The sequence below is a fragment of the Agarivorans sp. D1326 genome (assembly GCF_056958115.1).
In genome coordinates, this window is the sequence record NZ_JBTWEN010000004.1 from 78,385 (window position 1) to 97,945 (window position 19,561).

A 19,561-nucleotide genomic window follows, 5' to 3' on the forward strand; every position below is an offset into this window, starting at 1 on the left:
TGATATTGCTAGCATGGTCTTTCTTCACCTAGCAGGGACAACTATGGATAAGGTTGCACTCGTCACCGGTTCTAGTCGTGGCATTGGCGCCGCTACCGCTTTGCAGCTGGCACACCAAGGCTATGCCGTTTGTATTAACTACAAACAAAACCAAGTAGCTGCTAACACGCTACTGAAGCAAATCCATGCCTTAGGTGTTCCTGCAATGGCTTATGCTGCTGATGTAAGCCAAGAGCAGCAAGTTGATAAACTGTTCGCTGCCATTGACCAGCAACTGGGCCCCATTACCGCCTTAGTTAACAATGCTGCCATGTTGCTACCACAAAGCTCGTTGGTAAATATGGACCAGAGCCGCATCAATCAGCTGCTCACGACTAACGTAACCAGTGCTTTTTTGTGCTGTAAATACGCCATTAAGCGCATGGGCAGCAGTTATGGTGGGGCTGGAGGGGCCATTGTTAATGTATCTTCAGCCGCAGCTCGCATAGGTTCTCCCTTCGAATACATCGATTATGCAGCCAGTAAAGGTGCCATAGATACTCTCACTAAAGGGCTTTCCTTAGAATTAGCCGAGCAAAAGATTAGAGTGAATGGGGTGCGGCCAGGCTTTATTGATACCGACATGCATGCCGATGGCGGCGAACCCAACCGAATCGAACGCGTCCGTAGTGCCATTCCCATGCAGCGCGCCGGTCAGCCCAGCGAAGTTGCCGAAGCCATTGCTTGGCTGCTTTCAGAACAAGCTTCTTATATCACGGGTAGCATTGTCGACGTTGCTGGCGGGCGATAAAACACTGAAATGCCAAGTGCTTAATAACACTAACAAGGACCATTAAATGGCCAAAGATCCTCGAATAATCGATAAACGTATTCCCTTTGTAATGGCTTTACTAATTGGCCTTTTTTGTTACTACACCTGGGCGCCTAATAGCCCTTTTAAACAGATAGAAGGCCTGTCTTTAGAACACGCCCTAGCGCATCAACAATCAGCTTTGGTTGAAGGCGATATTCTGGTTATTGGCACCACTAATAACCAGCAAGAGGTCTTAGCTAAAAGCGCTGAAGGAAAATTGCTCACTATCAACTTCAATCAACAACCAACACCCACTATTGGTAGTTTTTGGCAGGTAAAAGGCATGCTCAGCTGGCCCGAAAACGCCCCCTTACTCAAAGTTTCTCAAGCAAGTAACCCAACTAAACAATCAGCAGATTCACAATAAACTGCGCTAACGCAAGGTTGTATATAAGCATGTGCTTAATAATGGCTTAAGTCGTTATTAAAAAGGGCTATATGATGACTCAGCAACAAGGAAAGTACCTATTATATGCCGTTATATGCATAGGTTTATTATTGGTGCTAGTGGGAGTAGCTTTAGCTATGTTCTCTAACATCAGCGTTTCCATGGGCGTAACTGGGGTACAAATAATCGCAGGTATTATTGGCTTGGGTTTGCTGTTAATGGTGCCCAGCAAAATTATCCTCACCCTAATACTGATGAAAGCAAAATCAAAAAGCTAAGCCCAGTTATCTATTATTGATTTATAGGCTAGATCAGCGAGCAAACAGCTCGACCATTGCCCGCAATTTGCCACTTTGTTCAGCCAACAGATGATTAGCTTCGCTAGTATGCTGGCAACGCTGCAAGGTTTGCTGAGTTTGCTGGCTAATGGCAGAAACATTTCCACCAATTTCACTGGCAACCGAAGCCTGCTCCTCAGTCGCATTGGCAATTTGACTAATGCGGCTGCGAATTTCTTCCACTGTTTGAGTAATCTGCATAATTGCATCACCGGCATGGGCAGCTTGATCAACACTGCCCTGAGCGGCCTTGCTACCTTGTTGCATCACTTTCACCGCTCTTTCTGCCCCGGTTTGTAGCGTTGCTACTATGCTTTGAATTTCTTCGGTAGAGCTTTGCGTGCGGCTAGCTAAGGTTCGCACTTCATCAGCCACCACCGCAAACCCTCGCCCCTGTTCGCCTGCTCTAGCTGCTTCGATGGCAGCATTTAAAGCCAGTAAATTGGTTTGTTCGGCAATGCCTTGAATAACCGTTACAAAGGAGCCAATTTGCTCACTTTCTTGAGCTAGCGAAGCAATCACTTCACTGGCAGTATCAATTTCTTTAGCCAACAGGTTTATTTGGGCGATGGTGTCGTTAACTTCTTGGTGGCCTTGGCGCACCTGCTGATCGGCTTGGCTGGTTTGCTCCACGGTTTGCTGGACGCTCGACGATACCTCTTCAACACTACTCGCCATTTGGCCAATGGCGCTAGCGACTTGCTCAACCTCATTTTGCTGCGAGTCCATATCGGTGTATACACCTTCGGTTGCGCTAGATGCCTGAGCCGCCACCTTATCCAGTTGCTGAGCAGAATCACTGACTCGCCAAATTAAGGTTTGTTGTTGATGATCCAATAAAATATTGGCTAATTGCAATTGCCCTAGTTCATCGCAGCGCCCGGTGTAAATCCATTGCGCCACGGGATCATCAATAGTTTGTTTACTGCTGGCGGCTAAACTGCGGATCGACGCACTTAGCATAGTGGCTAACAACACGCTTAGCCCAATAATAACCAAGGCTGCGATGAGCCCACTACCCAAAGACAATAGCGAGTTAAATAGGCAAAATGCCAACACCAATAATCCAGGTAAGGCGAAACTTAAGCTATAGCGGCTTAATATATTCATCCCGCGATCCAAGCGGGAAATAGGTGCCTGTCCTTGATTGATACGTTGATACAAACGATCAGCGCGTTTTACTGCCTCGGCATTAGGTTTTACTCTCACCGACTGGTAACCCTCTATCTCACCTTTACTAGAGAGCATGGGAGTGACAAATGCATCGACCCAGTAATTATCACCGTTTTTGCAGCGATTATTCACAATCCCCATCCACGGCTTGCCACTTTCAATTCGATCCCAAAGCATTTTAAAGGCCACTTTTGGCATCGCAGGATGGCGAACAATGTTGTGTCCATGAGTCACCAGCTCATCGTTGCTATAACCGCTAATGTCTACAAAGTCTTGATTAGCGTAGGTAATTACGCCTCGAGGATCGGTAGTTGAAACGATGTGTTGATGCTCAACCATCTTGCGCTCGTTTCCAGTAAGAGAGGTTCCCCTAGGCATAAACAATCCTTTAATCACTAGCCGTGTGTTTGGCTTATTTTTAGTTGATGTGTTTATAAATTATTGACAACAAATAGATAACTCGCCAACAACAAACACTTAAAAAACATAACTTTTTGGATTATCTCTATTTGGACAAGCAACACAATATTAGGCTGTAGAAAATGCGAAGGATAGAGCAAAAACTTTAGAGCTAAGAATAAGCCCTAAAGTTTTAAAGATATTGGATTTAGTTAAATGTGCTGTTCAAGCCACTGCTGCATAGCTTGAGCCGGTAAAGCCCCCGCTTGTTGGCTTAACAATTTGCCATTTTTGAACACCATTAAAGTAGGAATAGAGCGAATTTGATAACGCTGCGCTAATGCTTGTTGCTCCTCGGTATTCACTTTTAAAAACTGTGCGCGATGAGCAAACTGCTGAGCAGCTTGCTGGTAGGCCGGAGCCATGCTTTTACAAGGGCCACACCACGATGCCCAAAAATCGACAACCACCGGTAACTGGCCACCAAGGTGCTTACTAAAGCTTGTTTCGGTAACATCTATCGGCTCACCACTAAATAAGGCTTGCTTACATTTGCCACATTTGGCTTGCTCAGCAACTCGCGCCACAGGTAAGCGATTGCCTGCTTGGCAACTAGGGCATACCACAATCAGTGATTCAGACATCTATCTACTCCTATAAGGTTTATAAAGGGGCTAAGTGTTCAACCATAAGTTGTACGCTGCGCCGCCCTCTAAATTCATTTACGTCCAGCTTATAAACCAGTTGCACATGCTTGAGGCTGGCATTTGGCCAAATGCTACGATCCACATTAAAAGCAATGGCATCCACTTCTTGGCTCATCCCCGGTAGCTTCACACTCATCTTTAAATGCTTTTCACCCACAACTCGCTGCGCACAGAGCTCAAACTCACCGTCAAACAAAGGCTCAGGAAAACCTTGGCCCCAAGGTCCCGATTCTCGCAGCATTTCGGCAAATTCCAACACCAATTGCTCTGGTGCTAATTCCCCGTCACTTAGTAAGGTGTGAGTGAGGCACTCTTCATCAATAAAATCTTTGGCGGTATTTTCTAAACAAGCTTGAAATTCGCTAAATCGCGATTGCGATAAAGACAAACCCGCAGCCATTGCATGGCCACCAAATTTAGCAATTAAACCTGGGTTTTGGGTATCTATACGTTCCAGTAAGTCACGAAGATGCACTCCAGCCACCGAGCGCCCCGAGCCTTTTACTTCGCCATTATCGCCATCAGCAAAAGCAAACACTGGGCGGTAGTATTTTTCTTTAATGCGTGAAGCCACTAGCCCTACTACGCCTTGATGCCAATCGGCCTGATACAAACACAGTGCTTTGGGCAGGCTTTGAGCATCTAAACTCAACTTGCTCACACTTTGCTGGGCCTCTTGTTGCATGCTGGCTTCAATATCTTTGCGCTCACTATTCAAACTGTCCATTTCGCTGGCCAATTGACGGGCGTGATGAATATCGTCACTAAGCAAACAATGAATACCTAAGCTCATATCGTCTAAGCGACCAACCGCGTTGAGGCGCGGACCAATTGCAAAACCTAAGTCACTGGCCACCATACTGGCTTTATTGCGGCCAGACACTTCAATAAGCGCTTGAATGCCGGGCCTACAAGCACCTGCTCGAATACGCTGCAGCCCCTGGTGCACTAAAATTCGGTTGTTACTGTCCAGCGGCACTACATCCGCCACAGTACCTAGCGCTACCAAATCCAATAAACTGGCAATATTGGGCTCAACCAAGCCTTGCTGGGCAAATAAATCTTGTTCGCGCATTTTGCTGCGCAGCGCCATAAGCAAGTAAAAGGCTACACCTACGCCAGCCAGGTTTTTACTTGGAAAAGCGCAGGCCGACAGATTTGGATTAACAATAGCTGCCGCTTTGGGTAATTGCTCACCTGGCAAGTGGTGATCGGTGATAAGTACCGGAATACCAAGAGACTGCGCCTTATCAACGCCATTGATACTGGAAATGCCATTATCCACGGTAATAATAAGCTCAGCACCTTTGGCTGCGGCTAGCTCTACAATCTCTGGACTTAAGCCATAACCATACTCAAAACGGTTAGGCACTAAAAAATCTACAGACCGAAAGCCAAACTGCGGTAAGCCAGCCATCAATAGTGCAGTGCTGGTTGCACCATCAGCATCAAAGTCACCCACAATCAGGATCTTTTTTCGTTGCTGCAGATTACTTATAAGTAAGTTGACCGCATCATCCATGCCTTGCAAACCTTGAAATGGCAAAAGAGCTTGAGCGCGCCGTTCAACATCGGCCGCGGTTTTTACTCCGCGTCGCACATACACTTGTTTTATCAGCTCTGGCCATTCGGCTGGTAGCGCTTGGGTATCGAGATTTTCGCGGCGGCGTAATAACACGTATTGGTTTCTCTAGGATGGTGAAATAAAAAAGGCTCCCCTTTTTAACAAAAGTAGGAGCCTATTTACAGCAGTGAAAGCTAGCTACGCTCTAAAAACTCTAACAAGGCAGCCGGTGGGCGATATCCCGGCAACATAGTGCCATCTTCTAGCACCATAGCTGGCGTACCACGTACACCGAACGCTTCGCCTAACTGGTACTGTTTAAGCACCGTGTTGTCGCAGCTGGCTTTAGCCACAGAGCTGCCGTTTTTAGCTGCGCTCATGGCACCAGCTTTATCATCAGCACACCATACGCTTTGCATTTCACCATAAACGGGAGAATCTACTCCACCACGTGGGAAAGCCAAGTAACGCACAGTGATGCCTAAATCGGTATAACCCGCTAAGGTTTCAACTTTTTGAGTTTGCTGATTTTTTTCTTTGTAAGTGTACATTTCATTATGCAACTTGCGACAGTAACCACAGCTGGTATCGGTAAACACTGTCACAACGTATTTTTCATCTTTTGCTTTGAATACAATCATGTCGTTTTCAAAACTTGCTAACTGCTTAATTCGCACCTTAGCCATGCTTGCATCCGTTAGGTTCACTCGATTAACTAAATCAAACAAGCTGCCTTGAATTAAATAACGACCATCTTGGCTCACATAAAACATGCCCTGGCTGGTAGCCACTTCATAAATACCAGCTAATGGCGTTTCGGCTACCGCATCTACTTTTACACCCAAACGCGCTTCAATCACCTGTTTGGTTTTTGTAGTATCCAATTTGTTGGTAATGTCTGCTTGAGCCACCTTGGTTTCAGGCTGCTCACTGGCATCGTCACTCCAGGCAGTGTTTAAGCTTAGGCCGAATAAACTCATCGACAACAATAAGGCCTTGGATAATTTCATTAAATTTTCTCCGATTTAGGGGTATACAAGCAGACCGTGCAAAGCTTGCAAAACTTACCGCCTATAGGGAGTAAATGCAAAAAATTTAGTTATAAACTGCTTAGTAGGTCGCCTAAGCGCGCGGGTGATGTTGCTGGTAAACACTGCGTAAACGCTCGTTTGCTACGTGGGTATAGATTTGAGTTGTAGACAAATCACTATGCCCCAATAACATTTGCACCACCCTTAAATCAGCACCGTGGTTAAGCAAATGAGTGGCAAAAGCATGACGTAAGGTATGCGGTGATAAGTGGTTGTTAATCCCCGCTAAGCTAGCATAGCGCTTAATGCGATGCCAAAAAGTTTGCCGGGTCATTTGGCTACCACGTGAGCTTGGAAATAATACATCGCTCTCTTGTTTTAGTAACAATGGTCTCGCTTGCTTTAAGTAGTGTTCTAATACATCTACCGCTTGCTCCCCCAAAGGAACTAAGCGCTCTTTACCACCTTTACCCACAACCCTTACCAAACCTTGGCGCAAGCTCACTTGTTCTATTTGCAGGCTAACTAACTCGGTCACTCGCAGCCCAGTGGCATATAAAACTTCTAACATGGCTAAGTCACGATGCTGAATGGGATCATCCAACTGCGGCTCATTTAGCAAGGCTTCTACCTCGGCTTCGCTTAAGGTACCCGGTAGTTTTTTCTCTAATTTAGGTTGTGCTAACAGCGCGCAAGGGTCATCTTCTCTGCTTTTTTCTTGAATTAAAAAGCGGTAAAAACGCTTCAGGGTGGAAAGTTGTCTAGCCGCACTAGCCGGCTTTTGCCCTTGCTCATAGCGGTAAGCGATAAAGCCCTGCAAGTCTAAGGCTTCAGCTTGTTCTAGTGGGACTTCTTTCTGCAACAAAAAACTCGCCAACTGGTTTAAATCATTGCGATAAGAATTAAGGGTATTCTCTGCAAGGCTGTGCTCAAACCACAACTGTTCAATAAAGCGATTAATGTGTGGATTATCAATCTCGCTGGCTTTAGGTTTGCTTTGCTTGCTTGGCATATTTCTCACTAATTAATCGGGCTAACACTTGGCTTATTGGTGTTAGTTAGCGCTTTTGATAAACTGCCCGCGCACACTGCAACGCTTAAGGAAGTTTTACATGCGCATTGGCCTGTTCTTTGGCTCGTCTACCTGTTACACCGAAATGGCAGCAGAGAAAATTCTCGCTGAATTTGCCGACCATGATATCGACATGTTCAATATTAAAGATTGCGACATAAGCCAAATGCACGACTATTCGCTGCTTATTCTTGGCATTTCTACTTGGGATTATGGCGAATTACAGGAAGATTGGGAAGCCGTATGGGATAACCTTGAAGGGCTTGATTTTAAGAATAAAACCATCGCACTGTTTGGCCTAGGTGACCAAGTGGGTTATAGCGAATGGTTTTTAGATGCTATGGGATTATTGTTTGAGCAACTGGCGCCCTCTGGCGCTAACTTTATTGGTTTTTGGCCAAATCAAGGTTATGAGTTTGAAGCCTCTAAAGCACTCACCGAAGACGGCGAATTCTTTTATGGCTTAGCGCTAGACGATGAACATCAATACGAATTAAGCGACCAGCGTATTCAACAATGGTGTGGCCAGTTAAAGCAGGAATTGGCCGAACTGCAACAGGCTTAACAAGCTTTAAACCGAGCCTGCTAATGCGACTTATTACGATAAATCGCATCAGCATCTTTTGATTTACCTTATACGTTTAACTCTTTAGTAAGCAGCTCTAATACCTCAACCTGCTCTAACAATGACTTGATTGCCTGATCAGAGCCTTGTACTAACTCAGTCACTAACACGGTTTGGTCGCGCAGCTGATGAGTATCATCCGAGATGCCGGTCGCGACTACCCCTTGCTGTTCCGAGGCCGTGGCAATTTCTGAAATTTTTGCCGAAACCGTATCGGTACGCTGATGAATATCCGCGATGGTTTGATGCACACCGCCCATCATTTCTTTACTGGTTTCACCGCGTTGTACGCTTTCTTTAACCGTTGAGCTTAAACCAAGGCTGGTAGCTTGCAGTTCTTCAATCATTGATTGAATCTCTACAGTGGCTTGCTGAGCTCGCCCAGCTAGGCTGCGTACCTCGTCTGCCACAACGGCAAAACCGCGACCTTGCTCACCAGCTCGAGCCGCTTCAATGGCGGCATTTAATGCCAAAAGATTAGTTTGTTCAGAAATAGAGTTAATGGTGGTCACCACTGCACCAATGTCTTGAGTGCGCTTTTCCAGTTGAGTAACGGCTTGTTCGGCGCGCTGTACGTCAGCCATTAAACTGTCGATAGCATTTACCGTAAGCTCTACTTTTTGCTGGCCTTCACTGGTGGCTTGATTGGCTTGGCCTGTTTGCTCGGCAGTGTCGTTAGCATTAGCAGCCACGTTACGAATGGTTACTACCATTTGTTCAATGGCACTAGCTAAGGAATCAACCCGATCCTGCTGTTGTACACTTAGGCTGTTACATTGCTCGCTGGTTTGGCTGAGTTGATGGCAAAGATCTTTAACTAGGGCATTGCTGGCATTGGTTTCGCTCACCAGCTGGTGTTCTCGTTCCGCTACTTTATCGATAATAATGGCGATAGAGCTGAACTCATCTCGCACCGGAAAGTAGTTAAGTCGATTGGTTAAATCGCCCTTGGCTAGCAAGTCCAATGCATTGTGAATTTGATACATTGCCCCGCCAATAAAGGTCATTACGTAGTAAAACAGTAAACCGGCAACAAACAATATCGCTGCAACGCTGGCGTATTGCAGCCCCGAAAACAGCGCAAATATTGACGTTTGCTGATGCTGAGGGCTTACTCTATTGCCACGTAATTCATAGCCAGCTTTTGACAATACAGTACGCAATTGCTCGGGCTCAGCTTGAATAATTTGATTTACTAGTTGGGCTTGTTGCTGATCAAGCTGCTGCAAATGTTGCTCTACATTACTAGACACAATCAATAAGATCGCAAGCAATGCCAACATAGGAAAAGCGAACATAAGTAGAAACTTTTCCTGCAAAGTAAGGTGAATATTAAAGCGGTCAATCCACCTAAATGGGACTTCTTTCATGACAAACTCCATTTTGCATTGCAACAATCGAACAAATAGCGGGCTATGGTATTGCGCGTGGCGGGGGAATACGAGGGATTGCGCGTCAAGATCTCAAGGAGAAAATCAAAAAAAACAGGTATTAACCTGTTATGTTGTTTTTACTAAAGAAAAACAGCGCCAACCTGTTGTTGGCGCTAAGTAAACTTATGCGGTTTCGGCTACTGTTTGCTTACTTGAGCGAGCAAACACACTAACCAATACTGCGGCTAGAGTAGGCAACAACCAAGCAAAACCTTGTGAGAAGCCCGGTAATACATTAAAGGCTTCCATGTTCACACCAGTTGCTTTGATTGCATCGAGCACACCAAAAATTGCCGCTACACCAATAATCAATCGAGCCGCCATTTGAGGTCGATTAAACCAATCCACCAACAAATTAAAGGCAATCAATGCCACTGCTACCGGGTAAATACCAATAAGAATTGGAATAGAAACCACCAACAGCTGGTTCAAACCAATGTTAGCCACTAATGCACAGCAGGCGGCTGTAACAATAGCGGTAAGTTTATAAGAGAACTTGCTGTTATCACTCACGTAAGTTGAGAACGACGAGATACCACCAATAGCCGTTGTGAAACAGGCCAAACTTACAATGGTAGATAACAATAGTTGGCCTTTAGCGCCGAACAATACTGCTACGTAGGCAACAATAATTTCGCCACCATTTTGCGCCTCTGGCGCTACGCCGGTTGCAGTAGCACCTAAGTAAAACAGCACTACATAAAATAGGGTTAGGCCAATTGCCGCTATAATGCTGGCCTTAACCAAGTAGCCAAATTGCTCGCCTTTACCGCTTACACCTTTACCGTTAAGCGCATCTATCATCAACACACCAAACATCAATGCTGCAAGTGCGTCCATAGTGTTATAGCCGTCGATAAAACCTTGGCCAAAAGGCATGTCAGCAAAGCCTTTTTGTGCTTCAGCAATCTCTGCAAAAGGATTACTAAATACACTTACACCGATAACCGCAATACAAATTACCAACAAAGGAGTGATTATTTTGCCTACAGTATCGATTAAACCGCCACGGCGCAGAATAAAAAACAAAGCCGCCACAAAATAGAACAACGAGTAAGCAATTAAAGTGAGTTGGCTAGCGCTTTCAACCAGCGGTACCAAGCCAAGCTCATAGGCTACCAAACATGTACGGGGAATACCGAACATCGGAACCAATACTAGATAAATGGCGAGCGCAATAAAGTTAGCCACCTTTGAGGGTAAATAACGCCCAAGGTGAACAATACCCCCACCGGCTTTAGCAATCGCTAATAAACCCAGTAAAGGTAAACCTACCGCAGTGGCCAGAAAGCCAAGCATCGACATCGCTAAGTTATCGCCAGCTAACATGCCTGCCATAGGTGGAAAAATTAAATTACCTGCGCCTAAAAAAAAGGCAAAAACCATCATCCCTAAGCTGATTGTATTCCATGATCCAAGAGGTTTGGTCACGTGTTGTCCCCGTTGTAGATTGCAATTGATTATATTTTTAAGCGATGGAGTATATAACATGGCTTTAAAACATAAAACCAGTGAATAAATCTACATAAAGGATAATTGATCCAACTCAACAGTAAACAAATCTACATTTTTAAGTACAATTCTCTACACAACTCAACATATTGTTCAGAGTAAGTTCTATCCTCCTGATAGATAAGGATTTGCTCTTGCTTAAGTGACAACGAAGCGTGTTGAGAGAAGCGCATCAAACTACGAATGGCTGGTTTATTGGGAAGTGATTGCACCTCAGCTTGATGAATTAAACACCAATTGTTGCTTAAGGCTTGCTGTTGCCACAACTCTGCTACATCACACGGTAGCACTAACGCTAATTCAGTGTTTGCATGGCATAACTTTTTCAAGGCAGCAAAAAACTGCTCGGCATTGAGCGAGCCACTGTGCCTAGCTAGCTGGCGCTTTTCATCGAATTGCTGTCCGGCAGGAAAATACGGCGGGTTAGAAACAATAAGATCATAGGCATAAGGCGGTTGGTGAGTTTGCATACTGCTTAAAGTTACATTGATAGTATTTGCCCACGGAGAGTTCGCCACATTAGATTTAGCTTGCTCACAAGCATCAGCGTCAATATCAATGGCATCAATACTCAGCTTGCCTTCACAGCGTTGAGCCATGATTAAGCTAATCAATCCGGTGCCTGTTCCTACATCCAATATGCGCTTCGCATTTGCCAGATTAAGCCACGCCGCTAATAAGATCCCGTCGGTACCCACCTTCATTGCGCATTGATCGTGCGCCACATGAAACCGCTTAAAGGTGAATCCAGGACGCTGATTATGATCGATCACTTCTTGCTTGCCTCTGTTTGGCGCTATACTATGCCGCGAATGTAAATGACCCGCGCTTTTGGTTCAAGTCGATGGCGCCTCACAACTTGGTAGATTTATGACCTTCGAAGACCTCGACCTAGACCCGCAGATCCTAGCTGCAGTAAGCGATATGAGCTTACAAAAAGCCACAACTATTCAGCAGCAAACCATTCCGGCCATGCTTGATGGTCGAGATGTACTGGCTTCTGCGCCTACTGGCACAGGCAAAACCCTAGGCTTTTTGCTGCCGGCGATTCAACATTTGTTGGACTACCCTCGCCGTAAAGCCGGGCCCGGTCGAGTATTAATTCTTACGCCTACCCGTGAGCTTGCCATGCAAGTCGCCGAGCAGGCTCGTTTAGCAACAGCGCACACCAAACTCACAACTATCGATATCACAGGTGGGGTTAAATACGATGTTCACGCTGAACAGCTTAAAGGCAATATTGATATCGTGATCGCCACTCCTGGCCGCTTAATGGAGTACATCACCTATAAGGTGTTTGATACCCAAGCCATTGAGGTATTGATTCTAGACGAAGCCGACCGAATGTTAGACATGGGCTTTATTAAAGACATGGAAACGATTAGCGACGCTACCAGTGAGCGTAGTCAAACCGCCTTGTTTTCCGCCACTTTAGAAGGCTCTGGTTTAATGCGTTTTGCCGACAAGGTGATGCAAGACCCGGTACAAATTGAAGTAGAACCACCTCGTCGTGAGCGGGCTAAGATTCTACAAATTTTGCACTTCTGTGATGATGCTGCCCATAAATACCAGTTATTGCGCCACTACTTGCTTAACGAAGAGATTGAACGTTGTGTGGTATTTGTAAAAACCCGTGAGCGTTTATATGCCTTAGCAGAACAGCTACAAAGCGATGATATTAAAGCATCGTACCTGCGTGGTGAAATGGCTCAAGACAAACGCAACCAAGCCATGCAAGCCTTTAGAGAGGGCGAAGTTAAGATTCTCATCGCCACCGATGTGGCTGCTCGTGGCTTAGATGTACCTGAAATTAGTCATGTATTTAACTATGACATGCCACGCACCCCAGATGTTTATGTACACCGTATTGGCCGCACCGCCCGTGCTGGACGCAAAGGCATGGCTGTAAACCTGGTTGAAGCACATGATATGGGAGCGTTGGCCAAAGCAGAGCGTTATACCGAAGAGCCAATTAAACGCAGAGTAATTGATGGCTTACGTCCAACTCACCGTATAGCAGCGCCACCGGCTAAGAAGAAAAAACCTAAAACGGCGGAAGCTAAAAAAGCCGCCAAGAAAAAGGCTAAGGGTCGCGCTAAGAAGCTAGCTAAAAAAGCAAAGAAATAGCCAAGTAATAAAAACGAAAGCCACGCAATGCGTGGCTTTTTTGTGACTGTTATAACGTCGTATTAGTTATAAACTCGCACTTCTACTCGGCGGTTATGCGCGCGACCTTCTTCGGTAGCGTTAGAAGCAATTGGCGCAGCAATGCCTTTGCCTTCTTCAACCGCTGCATCTCTGGTTACACCTGCAGCAAGTAAAGCAACTCCAACATTATGTGCACGGCGTTTGCTCAGCTCATAATTGTATTCGTCACTACCAATGTTGTCGGTATGACCCGCTACATCAATTTTTAAGTCATTTGCTATAACGGTTTTAGCGATACAATCAACTTTAGCTTGTTCATCAGCATCGTATTCGTCTTTGTTGAAGCCAAATAAGATATGTTCAAAGCCAACCACATTGTCATCTTCAACCATGACATATTGTTCGCAAGACTCAGGAATTAGTACTGCAGCTGCTGCAGCAACCACGACCACCTCTTCTACAATCTCTTCCTCAACAACAACCACTTCTTCTACAACAACTTCTTCGACAATTTCGCAACCGCGTTCGTCAACTATTGCGCCTGCTGGTGTATCGGGGCACTCATCAACGCTATTAGCCACACCATCACCGTCTAAATCTGGATTAGAACAAACCAACGCGCCACCGATAACACCGGCAACCATGCCACCACCGCCAGCAACAGAGCCAAAGGCACCGCCGATAATCGGACACAAAACCCTAATATCTCCTTCAGGAGGAGTTGAACACCCTGATAATGAAGCTGCGCCAACTAGCGCTAATACCACTGCAATCTTATTTTTCATATTATCTCCATATGGCCTAACTCGACTATTCATGTCGATTACCTTGAGTAAAAAATAAGTCACCTATTTACCAATCAAACCTATTCTAGGTAGGCTTTTTTGTGATATTGACAAGGCTGGAGCAAAAACTCAAGTGAATAAAAAGTTAAAAGCTTTACAGGCCCTTACTATAATTCGCCTAAAATCATCATATAGTTTTACTTTTCACTTACTCTCTATCTGTAGGTGAGCGAAGACGAATGTCATGTGAAAACTCAAACTGTTGATGTGCAAAAAAGAGTTCATTCACGTCCAATGGCGCTTTAACCGACACCGAAGTATAGGGTTCTTCCACAATGAATCTACGGCGGTCCATCGAGCGAAGGGCAACAAATTCTACTTCTAAGTTAGCACTTTCTCCAGGGTTGAGATCTCGACGAAAGTTCAAACCCATAGAATCCCAAGCTTCATTATCTGGCCCCCAAGGTGCGGCATAGTCAGTCTTAATAATCTGTAAGTACGGGTTTAAAAAAACTATTTTAGCTTGGCGGGTACTTCGAATGGTTGGAGCGGTATTGAGCAAGGTAAATTTAACCGTGAACAGCTCACTCACATTAACGTGTTGCCCATTGGTTTTGGTCACTTCAGCGCTTAGATAAAGATACTGTGAATAGTGTTCTAAGATTGCGTCTAACATATTAGCTTTCCTTACTGATAAGTGAAAAACTAAGCCTAGTAAAGACGTTTTGTTTTAGTGGTTAAAAGCCTTAATCTCCCTCGGTTGCGCCGTAAACAATTATGCGCATAAAAAAAGCCCCAACTAAGTGGGGCTTTCTCAGGCTGTAAACCACCTTAGGCCTTACGCTTCGTCACGTAAAAAGACCAAAGTGCTAGCATCCGAGCTAGCTTCATCAAAATAGTAACCTTGATAATCAAACTGGCTCAGTTGCTCTATGCTGGTGACCTGCTTATCGAACATATAGCGAGCCATTAAGCCACGGGCTTTTTTGGCATAAAAGCTAATGATCTTATACTGACCGTTCTTTTGATCTTTAAACACTGGGGTAATAACCGTGCCATTTAAAAGCTTGGGTTTAACCGCTTTAAAGTACTCATTAGAGGCTAAGTTAACCAGAATGTTGTCGCCCTGCTCGGCTAAGGCTTGATTCAGCTTATCTGTGATAATCTCACCCCAAAACTGATACAAGTTTGCCCCTCTTTCATTGACAAGCTTAATGCCCATTTCTAAGCGATAAGCCATCATCAAATCCATGGGACGCAACAAACCATAAAGACCAGACAAGATCCGCAAATGCTGCTGAGCATAGTCTAATTGCTCAGCGCTTAAACTGGCTGCATCTAAACCCGTGTATACATCGCCTTTAAAGGCAAACACTGCTGGACGAGCCAAATCTTCTGGTAAGTCCTTGGTCCATTCAGCAAAACGGGCAGCGTTTAAGCCTGCCAACTTATCACTAATTTTCATTAAGCTAGCGATGTCGGCCGGGCTTAACTGCCTAGCCACATCGATTAGCTCGGCACTATGCTCAAGCAGCTCAGGGCGAGAAGATGAGTAACTCGCTAACTCAGAACTAAAATCCAAGGTTTTAGCTGGTGAAATAACCGCTAACATAATGCTCCTTTCAAGAGTTAAAAATCGACGGTAACACCGTCTAACATTCCGCTGTCTAAATTATTCGATTTTTCGGTGCCATGCAATTTAATCATCAAACGAAGATCGTTAGGTGAATCAGCATGGGCAATGGCTTCGGTATAGCCAATTACGCCACTTTCGAACAATTCAAACAAGCTTTGGTCAAAGGTTAACATGCCTTGTTCGCGGGATTTACTCATTAACTCTTTGAGCTTATGCATATCACCTTTACGAATTAAATCGGCAGCTAAAGGTGTATTAAGTAAAATTTCAAATACCCCGCGACGGCCATTGCCATCTTTGGTTGGCACTAACTGCTGAGCCACAATCGCACGTAGGTTGAATGATAAGTCAAAACACAGTTGGCGATGGCGCTCTTCTGGCACCAAGTGCATAATCCGGTCTAGGGCTTGGTTTGCGTTGTTGGCGTGCAAGGTAGCCATACATAAGTGACCCGTTTCAGAGAATTGCAAAGCAAACTCCATGGTCTCACGGGTACGGATCTCACCAATCAAAATCACATCGGGTGCTTGACGCAATGAGTTCTTCAAGGCTTCATCAAACGATGGCGTGTCAATGCCCACTTCACGCTGGTTAACAATACAACCAGCATGTTTGTGCATAAATTCCACCGGGTCTTCAATGGTAAGAATATGCCCACTTGAATTGTGATTACGATAATCAATCATACTGGCCTGAGTGGTCGACTTACCGGCACCGGTAGCACCAACAAACAGAATCAAACCACGTTTCGACATACCTACTTCTTTGAGGATTTGCGGCAACTGCAGCTGCTCAAAACTTGGAATATCAGTTTCAATACGACGAATTACCATGCTTGGCTGTTCGCGTTGATAAAAAGCACTCACACGGTAACGGCCCAAGCCTTGGCGAGCGATGGCAAAGTTTGCCTCACGACCAGTAACAAAGGCTTCTAGCTGAGCCTCTGTGCGAATGGCGGCTAGCATATCCATGACATGTTCTGGCATTAGTTTTTGCTCAGTTAGTGGCATTAAACGGCCACTCACTTTAGCACTAGGCGGCACACCAACCGATAGATATAAATCGGATGCTTTACGCTCCGACATGTCGCTTAATAGCTCATCGAGTAACATAAACCCTCCTAGAAGTTATTCGGATCTGCAGCTTTAAGTTTAGCGTCTTCATAAGACACCATGCCTTGGTTTACCAACTCTTTTAAGTTTTGATCCAAGGTCTGCATACCGTGTGCCATACCGGTTTGGATAACCGAGTACATTTGCGCCACTTTGTCTTCACGAATCAAGTTACGAATAGCTGGAATACCGGTCATAATTTCGTGAGCAGCCACTCGTCCGCCACCCAGTTTTTTAAGCAGAGTTTGAGCAATTACCGCACGCAGTGATTCTGACAACATGGAACGTACCATGTCTTTTTCTGCTGCTGGGAATACGTCAATCACACGGTCAATGGTTTTAGCTGCTGAGGTGGTGTGCAAGGTGCCAAATACTAAGTGACCGGTTTCGGCTGCGGTGAGTGCTAGACGAATAGTTTCTAAGTCACGTAGTTCACCAACCAGAATAATATCCGGGTCTTCACGAAGCGCTGAACGTAGCGCATTGTTAAAGCTGTGGGTATCGCGGTGCACTTCACGTTGGTTAATCAGACAGTTTTTGTTTTTGTGCACAAATTCTATCGGGTCTTCAATGGTAAGGATGTGCTCATGGCGCTGCTCATTAATGTAGTCGATCATCGCCGCCAAAGTGGTTGATTTACCTGAACCGGTTGGGCCAGTTACTAGCACTAAACCACGTGGGTGTTCGGCGATTTGCCTAAAAATGGCAGGTGCACCTAGTTGCTCTAAACTCAATACTTCTGAAGGAATGGTACGAAATACCGCTGCCGCGCCGCGGCTTTGTTGGAAGGCGTTCACACGAAAGCGCGCTACACCGGGTACCTCAAACGAGAAGTCAATCTCGAGGTTTTCTTCATACTCTTTACGTTGCTTATCGTTCATAATGTCGTAGATCAGACTATGAACTTGTTTGTGCTCTAATGCCGGTACGTTAATTTTACGTACTTCGCCGTCTACCCGAATCATCGGTGGCAATTCTGCAGATAGGTGTAGATCCGACGCGTTATGTTTTACACTAAAGGCCAGTAATTCAGTAACATCCATTTAATTGTTTCCTCAATGTGAGTCTATGAGCAGTATTACCCAAGCACTTCAATTTGTTAACCAAGAAATTCAGCAAGCGTTAGCTAAAGCACATCGCCCCGCAGATGCTGTTGATTTGTTAGCCGTTAGTAAAACCAAACCCTTGAGTGATATTGCCAGCGCCTATCAGGCAGGCCAGCGCAGCTTTGGTGAAAACTATGTGCAAGAAGGCGTAGATAAAATCATCGAAAGCCAACAGCAAAGCTGGTTAAAAGAGCCCATAGAATGGCACTTTATTGGCCCCTTGCAGTCCAACAAAACTCGCCTTGTGGCGGAGCACTTTGATTGGATGCAAACCCTAGAGCGGGCCAAAATCGCCGATCGCTTAGCAGCGCAGCGCCCTAGCAACATGGCGCCCTTGCAAGTGTGTATTCAAGTCAATATTAGCCAAGAACCGGCTAAATCTGGAGTGTTACTGGAAGATGTAGATGCATTGGCTGCACACATTGCGAAACAGCCAGCCTTAACCTTGCGCGGTTTAATGGCCATTCCGCAAAAGCTTGAGCAAGGCCAAGAACTGGCAGCTCAATTTGCTGCCATGCAACAAAAATTTAGCGAATTACAGCAACAATATTCTAGTGTTGATACTCTTTCCATGGGGATGAGTGGCGACATGCAAATGGCAATCAATAACGGCAGTACCATGGTTAGGGTGGGCAGCGCGATATTTGGCCAGCGAAACTAATACCAATCACACTAAGTAAGTGATCAGAAATAGCGCAGGAAAAATACTCGAGAATAAGACAGGATTTTTCGATAAGTAGTTATTCTACAATCAAAAATGCTAACGCAATTATCGAGTATTTTAACCAGCTAGAATGAACAGTGACTTAGTACGATTGGTATAAGAACAATAATAAGGAAAATTGAACATGACAGCTCGAATTGCGTTTATTGGCGGTGGTAACATGGCCAGCAGTTTGATTGGCGGCTTACTTGCTAATGGCGCAAACCCAAGCAACATTACCGCTAGTGATCCTAATACTGAGCAGCAGCAAAATCTTAAGCAGCAGTTTTTAGTAAATGTAACTGGCGATAACAATCAAGCCATTGCCCAAAGCGATGTGATTGTATTGGCGGTAAAACCCCAACTTATGGCAGTGGTTTGCCAAGCCATTGCCGATGCAGGCAATGACTTAAGCAATAAACTGTTTGTCTCTATTGCTGCAGGTGTCAGCGTTAAACGCTTGAAAGGTTTACTGGGTGAGCAGGTTGCCATTGTGCGCACCATGCCTAATACTCCTGCATTGGTTGGCCGCGGTATGACGGGTTTATTTGCTCCAGCAGATGTAAGCGAAGAGCAAATTGCTAGCGCCGAGCAGCTAATGCAAGCAGTAGGTGAAACCTGCTGGGTGGCAAACGAAGATGATATCAACCATATCATCGCAGCAGCAGGCAGTGCCCCCGCTTACTTTTTCCTATTCATGGAAGCTATGCAGCAGCATGCAGAGCAACTAGGCTTTAGCCCTGAACAAGCGCGAAGCTTGGTTCAACAATCAGCTTTAGGCAGTGCCGAACTGGTTGCAGCTAATCCAGACCTTGATTTAGCGACACTTCGGGCCAATGTTACTTCTAAGGGAGGAACGACTGCCGAGGCGATTCGTGTTTTTGAAGAACAAGGCTTACGTAAAGTAGTCGCCAATGCCATGGACGCCGCCGTTGAACGCGGACGCGAAATGGAAAGTTTGTTTTAAATTATTCTG

The 19,561-nt window shown here is 45.3% G+C and carries 20 protein-coding genes; 7 read left to right on the forward strand and 13 right to left on the reverse strand.

Translation table 11 applies throughout. The features are described 5' to 3' along the window. Positions 1-43: 43 nt before the first annotated feature. From ACYFDN_RS09060 to ACYFDN_RS09070, 3 genes are all read left to right on the forward strand, one after another. Positions 44-790, forward strand: coding sequence for an SDR family oxidoreductase (locus ACYFDN_RS09060; protein ID WP_483510808.1), 747 nt, complete (start codon positions 44-46; stop codon positions 788-790). A gap of 46 nt (positions 791-836) precedes the next feature. After that, positions 837-1,220, forward strand: coding sequence for a hypothetical protein (locus ACYFDN_RS09065; protein ID WP_483510809.1), 384 nt, complete (start codon positions 837-839; stop codon positions 1,218-1,220). Between the two features lie 74 nt (positions 1,221-1,294). Beyond that, positions 1,295-1,519 (forward strand): hypothetical protein, encoded by a 225-nt coding sequence (locus ACYFDN_RS09070; protein ID WP_016401356.1) that lies wholly within the window; start codon positions 1,295-1,297, stop codon positions 1,517-1,519. A 33-nt stretch (positions 1,520-1,552) separates the two neighbouring features. Here the strand turns inward: ACYFDN_RS09070 and ACYFDN_RS09075 are convergent, their stop codons facing one another. The 5 genes from ACYFDN_RS09075 to xerD all read right to left on the reverse strand — a co-directional run bounded on the left by ACYFDN_RS09075 (position 1,553) and on the right by xerD (position 7,465). Then, complete coding sequence (locus ACYFDN_RS09075) at positions 1,553-3,130, reverse strand: methyl-accepting chemotaxis protein (protein WP_483510810.1); 1,578 nt, start codon at positions 3,128-3,130, stop codon at positions 1,553-1,555. Between the two features lie 233 nt (positions 3,131-3,363). Beyond that, a complete protein-coding gene (gene trxC, locus ACYFDN_RS09080; protein WP_016401358.1) occupies positions 3,364-3,795 on the reverse strand; it encodes a thioredoxin TrxC in 432 nt (143 codons plus the stop codon). 19 nt (positions 3,796-3,814) lie between these two features. Next, a complete protein-coding gene (recJ, locus tag ACYFDN_RS09085; protein WP_483510811.1) occupies positions 3,815-5,536 on the reverse strand; it encodes a single-stranded-DNA-specific exonuclease RecJ in 1,722 nt (573 codons plus the stop codon). Positions 5,537-5,616: 80 nt separating this feature from the next. Further along, positions 5,617-6,432: a bifunctional protein-disulfide isomerase/oxidoreductase DsbC gene (dsbC, locus tag ACYFDN_RS09090; RefSeq protein WP_483510812.1), complete on the reverse strand. Its 816-nt coding sequence runs from the start codon at positions 6,430-6,432 to the stop codon at positions 5,617-5,619. A gap of 112 nt (positions 6,433-6,544) precedes the next feature. Further along, positions 6,545-7,465: a site-specific tyrosine recombinase XerD gene (gene xerD, locus ACYFDN_RS09095; protein WP_472589075.1), complete on the reverse strand. Its 921-nt coding sequence runs from the start codon at positions 7,463-7,465 to the stop codon at positions 6,545-6,547. 100 nt (positions 7,466-7,565) lie between these two features. Between xerD and fldB the strand changes: the two genes are divergently transcribed. Further along, on the forward strand, positions 7,566-8,090 hold the full coding sequence (gene fldB / locus ACYFDN_RS09100; protein WP_152784442.1) for a flavodoxin FldB: 525 nt from the start codon (positions 7,566-7,568) through the stop codon (positions 8,088-8,090). Positions 8,091-8,158: 68 nt separating this feature from the next. On the opposite strand, the gene ACYFDN_RS09105 is transcribed toward fldB, so the two are convergent. The 3 genes from ACYFDN_RS09105 to ACYFDN_RS09115 form a co-directional block, all read right to left on the reverse strand. Then, the gene (locus tag ACYFDN_RS09105) at positions 8,159-9,520 is read right to left on the reverse strand and encodes a methyl-accepting chemotaxis protein (protein ID WP_472589076.1); all 1,362 of its coding nucleotides are present in this window, start codon (positions 9,518-9,520) and stop codon (positions 8,159-8,161) included. A gap of 186 nt (positions 9,521-9,706) precedes the next feature. Then, the gene (brnQ, locus tag ACYFDN_RS09110; RefSeq protein WP_215426377.1) at positions 9,707-11,014 is read right to left on the reverse strand and encodes a branched-chain amino acid transport system II carrier protein; all 1,308 of its coding nucleotides are present in this window, start codon (positions 11,012-11,014) and stop codon (positions 9,707-9,709) included. Between the two features lie 131 nt (positions 11,015-11,145). Further along, entirely contained in the window at positions 11,146-11,868 is a 723-nt protein-coding gene (locus ACYFDN_RS09115) for a tRNA1(Val) (adenine(37)-N6)-methyltransferase (protein ID WP_483510813.1), read from the reverse strand. A gap of 97 nt (positions 11,869-11,965) precedes the next feature. On the opposite strand from ACYFDN_RS09115, the gene srmB reads away from it, so the two are divergent. After that, the gene (gene srmB / locus ACYFDN_RS09120) at positions 11,966-13,222 is read left to right on the forward strand and encodes an ATP-dependent RNA helicase SrmB (RefSeq protein WP_483510814.1); all 1,257 of its coding nucleotides are present in this window, start codon (positions 11,966-11,968) and stop codon (positions 13,220-13,222) included. 62 nt (positions 13,223-13,284) lie between these two features. On the opposite strand, the gene ACYFDN_RS09125 is transcribed toward srmB, so the two are convergent. The 5 genes from ACYFDN_RS09125 to ACYFDN_RS09145 all read right to left on the reverse strand — a co-directional run bounded on the left by ACYFDN_RS09125 (position 13,285) and on the right by ACYFDN_RS09145 (position 17,819). Beyond that, the gene (locus ACYFDN_RS09125; RefSeq protein WP_483510815.1) at positions 13,285-14,028 is read right to left on the reverse strand and encodes an OmpA family protein; all 744 of its coding nucleotides are present in this window, start codon (positions 14,026-14,028) and stop codon (positions 13,285-13,287) included. Between the two features lie 208 nt (positions 14,029-14,236). After that, positions 14,237-14,704 carry a hypothetical protein gene (locus tag ACYFDN_RS09130; RefSeq protein ID WP_472589080.1) on the reverse strand — a complete coding sequence of 156 codons (468 nt, stop codon included), beginning with the start codon at positions 14,702-14,704 and terminating at the stop codon, positions 14,237-14,239. A gap of 162 nt (positions 14,705-14,866) precedes the next feature. Further along, positions 14,867-15,640, reverse strand: a complete 774-nt coding sequence (yaaA, locus tag ACYFDN_RS09135) for a peroxide stress protein YaaA (RefSeq protein ID WP_483510816.1) — start codon at positions 15,638-15,640, stop codon at positions 14,867-14,869. 17 nt (positions 15,641-15,657) lie between these two features. Next, positions 15,658-16,776, reverse strand: a complete 1,119-nt coding sequence (locus ACYFDN_RS09140) for a PilT/PilU family type 4a pilus ATPase (protein ID WP_472589082.1) — start codon at positions 16,774-16,776, stop codon at positions 15,658-15,660. An 8-nt stretch (positions 16,777-16,784) separates the two neighbouring features. After that, the gene (locus ACYFDN_RS09145) at positions 16,785-17,819 is read right to left on the reverse strand and encodes a type IV pilus twitching motility protein PilT (RefSeq protein WP_016401371.1); all 1,035 of its coding nucleotides are present in this window, start codon (positions 17,817-17,819) and stop codon (positions 16,785-16,787) included. Between the two features lie 25 nt (positions 17,820-17,844). Here ACYFDN_RS09145 and ACYFDN_RS09150 point away from each other — a divergent pair, with 25 nt between their 5' ends. Next, the gene (locus ACYFDN_RS09150; protein ID WP_152784429.1) at positions 17,845-18,543 is read left to right on the forward strand and encodes a YggS family pyridoxal phosphate-dependent enzyme; all 699 of its coding nucleotides are present in this window, start codon (positions 17,845-17,847) and stop codon (positions 18,541-18,543) included. A 187-nt stretch (positions 18,544-18,730) separates the two neighbouring features. Further along, entirely contained in the window at positions 18,731-19,552 is an 822-nt protein-coding gene (gene proC, locus ACYFDN_RS09155; RefSeq protein WP_483510817.1) for a pyrroline-5-carboxylate reductase, read from the forward strand. Positions 19,553-19,561 lie beyond the last annotated feature (9 nt).

Bases quoted from the DNA above. Each gene is read 5' to 3' on its own strand.
- ACYFDN_RS09130 (WP_472589080.1), bottom strand. From the start codon at position 14,704: ATGTTAGACGCAATCTTAGAACACTATTCACAGTATCTTTATCTAAGC.
- trxC (WP_016401358.1), bottom strand. From the start codon at position 3,795: ATGTCTGAATCACTGATTGTGGTATGCCCTAGTTGCCAAGCAGGCAAT.
- ACYFDN_RS09075 (WP_483510810.1), bottom strand. From the start codon at position 3,130: ATGCCTAGGGGAACCTCTCTTACTGGAAACGAGCGCAAGATGGTTGAG.
- ACYFDN_RS09060 (WP_483510808.1), top strand. From the start codon at position 44: ATGGATAAGGTTGCACTCGTCACCGGTTCTAGTCGTGGCATTGGCGCC.
- ACYFDN_RS09145 (WP_016401371.1), bottom strand. From the start codon at position 17,819: ATGGATGTTACTGAATTACTGGCCTTTAGTGTAAAACATAACGCGTCG.
- ACYFDN_RS09150 (WP_152784429.1), top strand. From the start codon at position 17,845: ATGAGCAGTATTACCCAAGCACTTCAATTTGTTAACCAAGAAATTCAG.
- xerD (WP_472589075.1), bottom strand. From the start codon at position 7,465: ATGCCAAGCAAGCAAAGCAAACCTAAAGCCAGCGAGATTGATAATCCA.
- fldB (WP_152784442.1), top strand. From the start codon at position 7,566: ATGCGCATTGGCCTGTTCTTTGGCTCGTCTACCTGTTACACCGAAATG.
- ACYFDN_RS09065 (WP_483510809.1), top strand. From the start codon at position 837: ATGGCCAAAGATCCTCGAATAATCGATAAACGTATTCCCTTTGTAATG.
- ACYFDN_RS09140 (WP_472589082.1), bottom strand. From the start codon at position 16,776: ATGTTACTCGATGAGCTATTAAGCGACATGTCGGAGCGTAAAGCATCC.
- proC (WP_483510817.1), top strand. From the start codon at position 18,731: ATGACAGCTCGAATTGCGTTTATTGGCGGTGGTAACATGGCCAGCAGT.
- srmB (WP_483510814.1), top strand. From the start codon at position 11,966: ATGACCTTCGAAGACCTCGACCTAGACCCGCAGATCCTAGCTGCAGTA.
- ACYFDN_RS09105 (WP_472589076.1), bottom strand. From the start codon at position 9,520: ATGAAAGAAGTCCCATTTAGGTGGATTGACCGCTTTAATATTCACCTT.
- ACYFDN_RS09070 (WP_016401356.1), top strand. From the start codon at position 1,295: ATGACTCAGCAACAAGGAAAGTACCTATTATATGCCGTTATATGCATA.
- yaaA (WP_483510816.1), bottom strand. From the start codon at position 15,640: ATGTTAGCGGTTATTTCACCAGCTAAAACCTTGGATTTTAGTTCTGAG.
- ACYFDN_RS09125 (WP_483510815.1), bottom strand. From the start codon at position 14,028: ATGAAAAATAAGATTGCAGTGGTATTAGCGCTAGTTGGCGCAGCTTCA.
- dsbC (WP_483510812.1), bottom strand. From the start codon at position 6,432: ATGAAATTATCCAAGGCCTTATTGTTGTCGATGAGTTTATTCGGCCTA.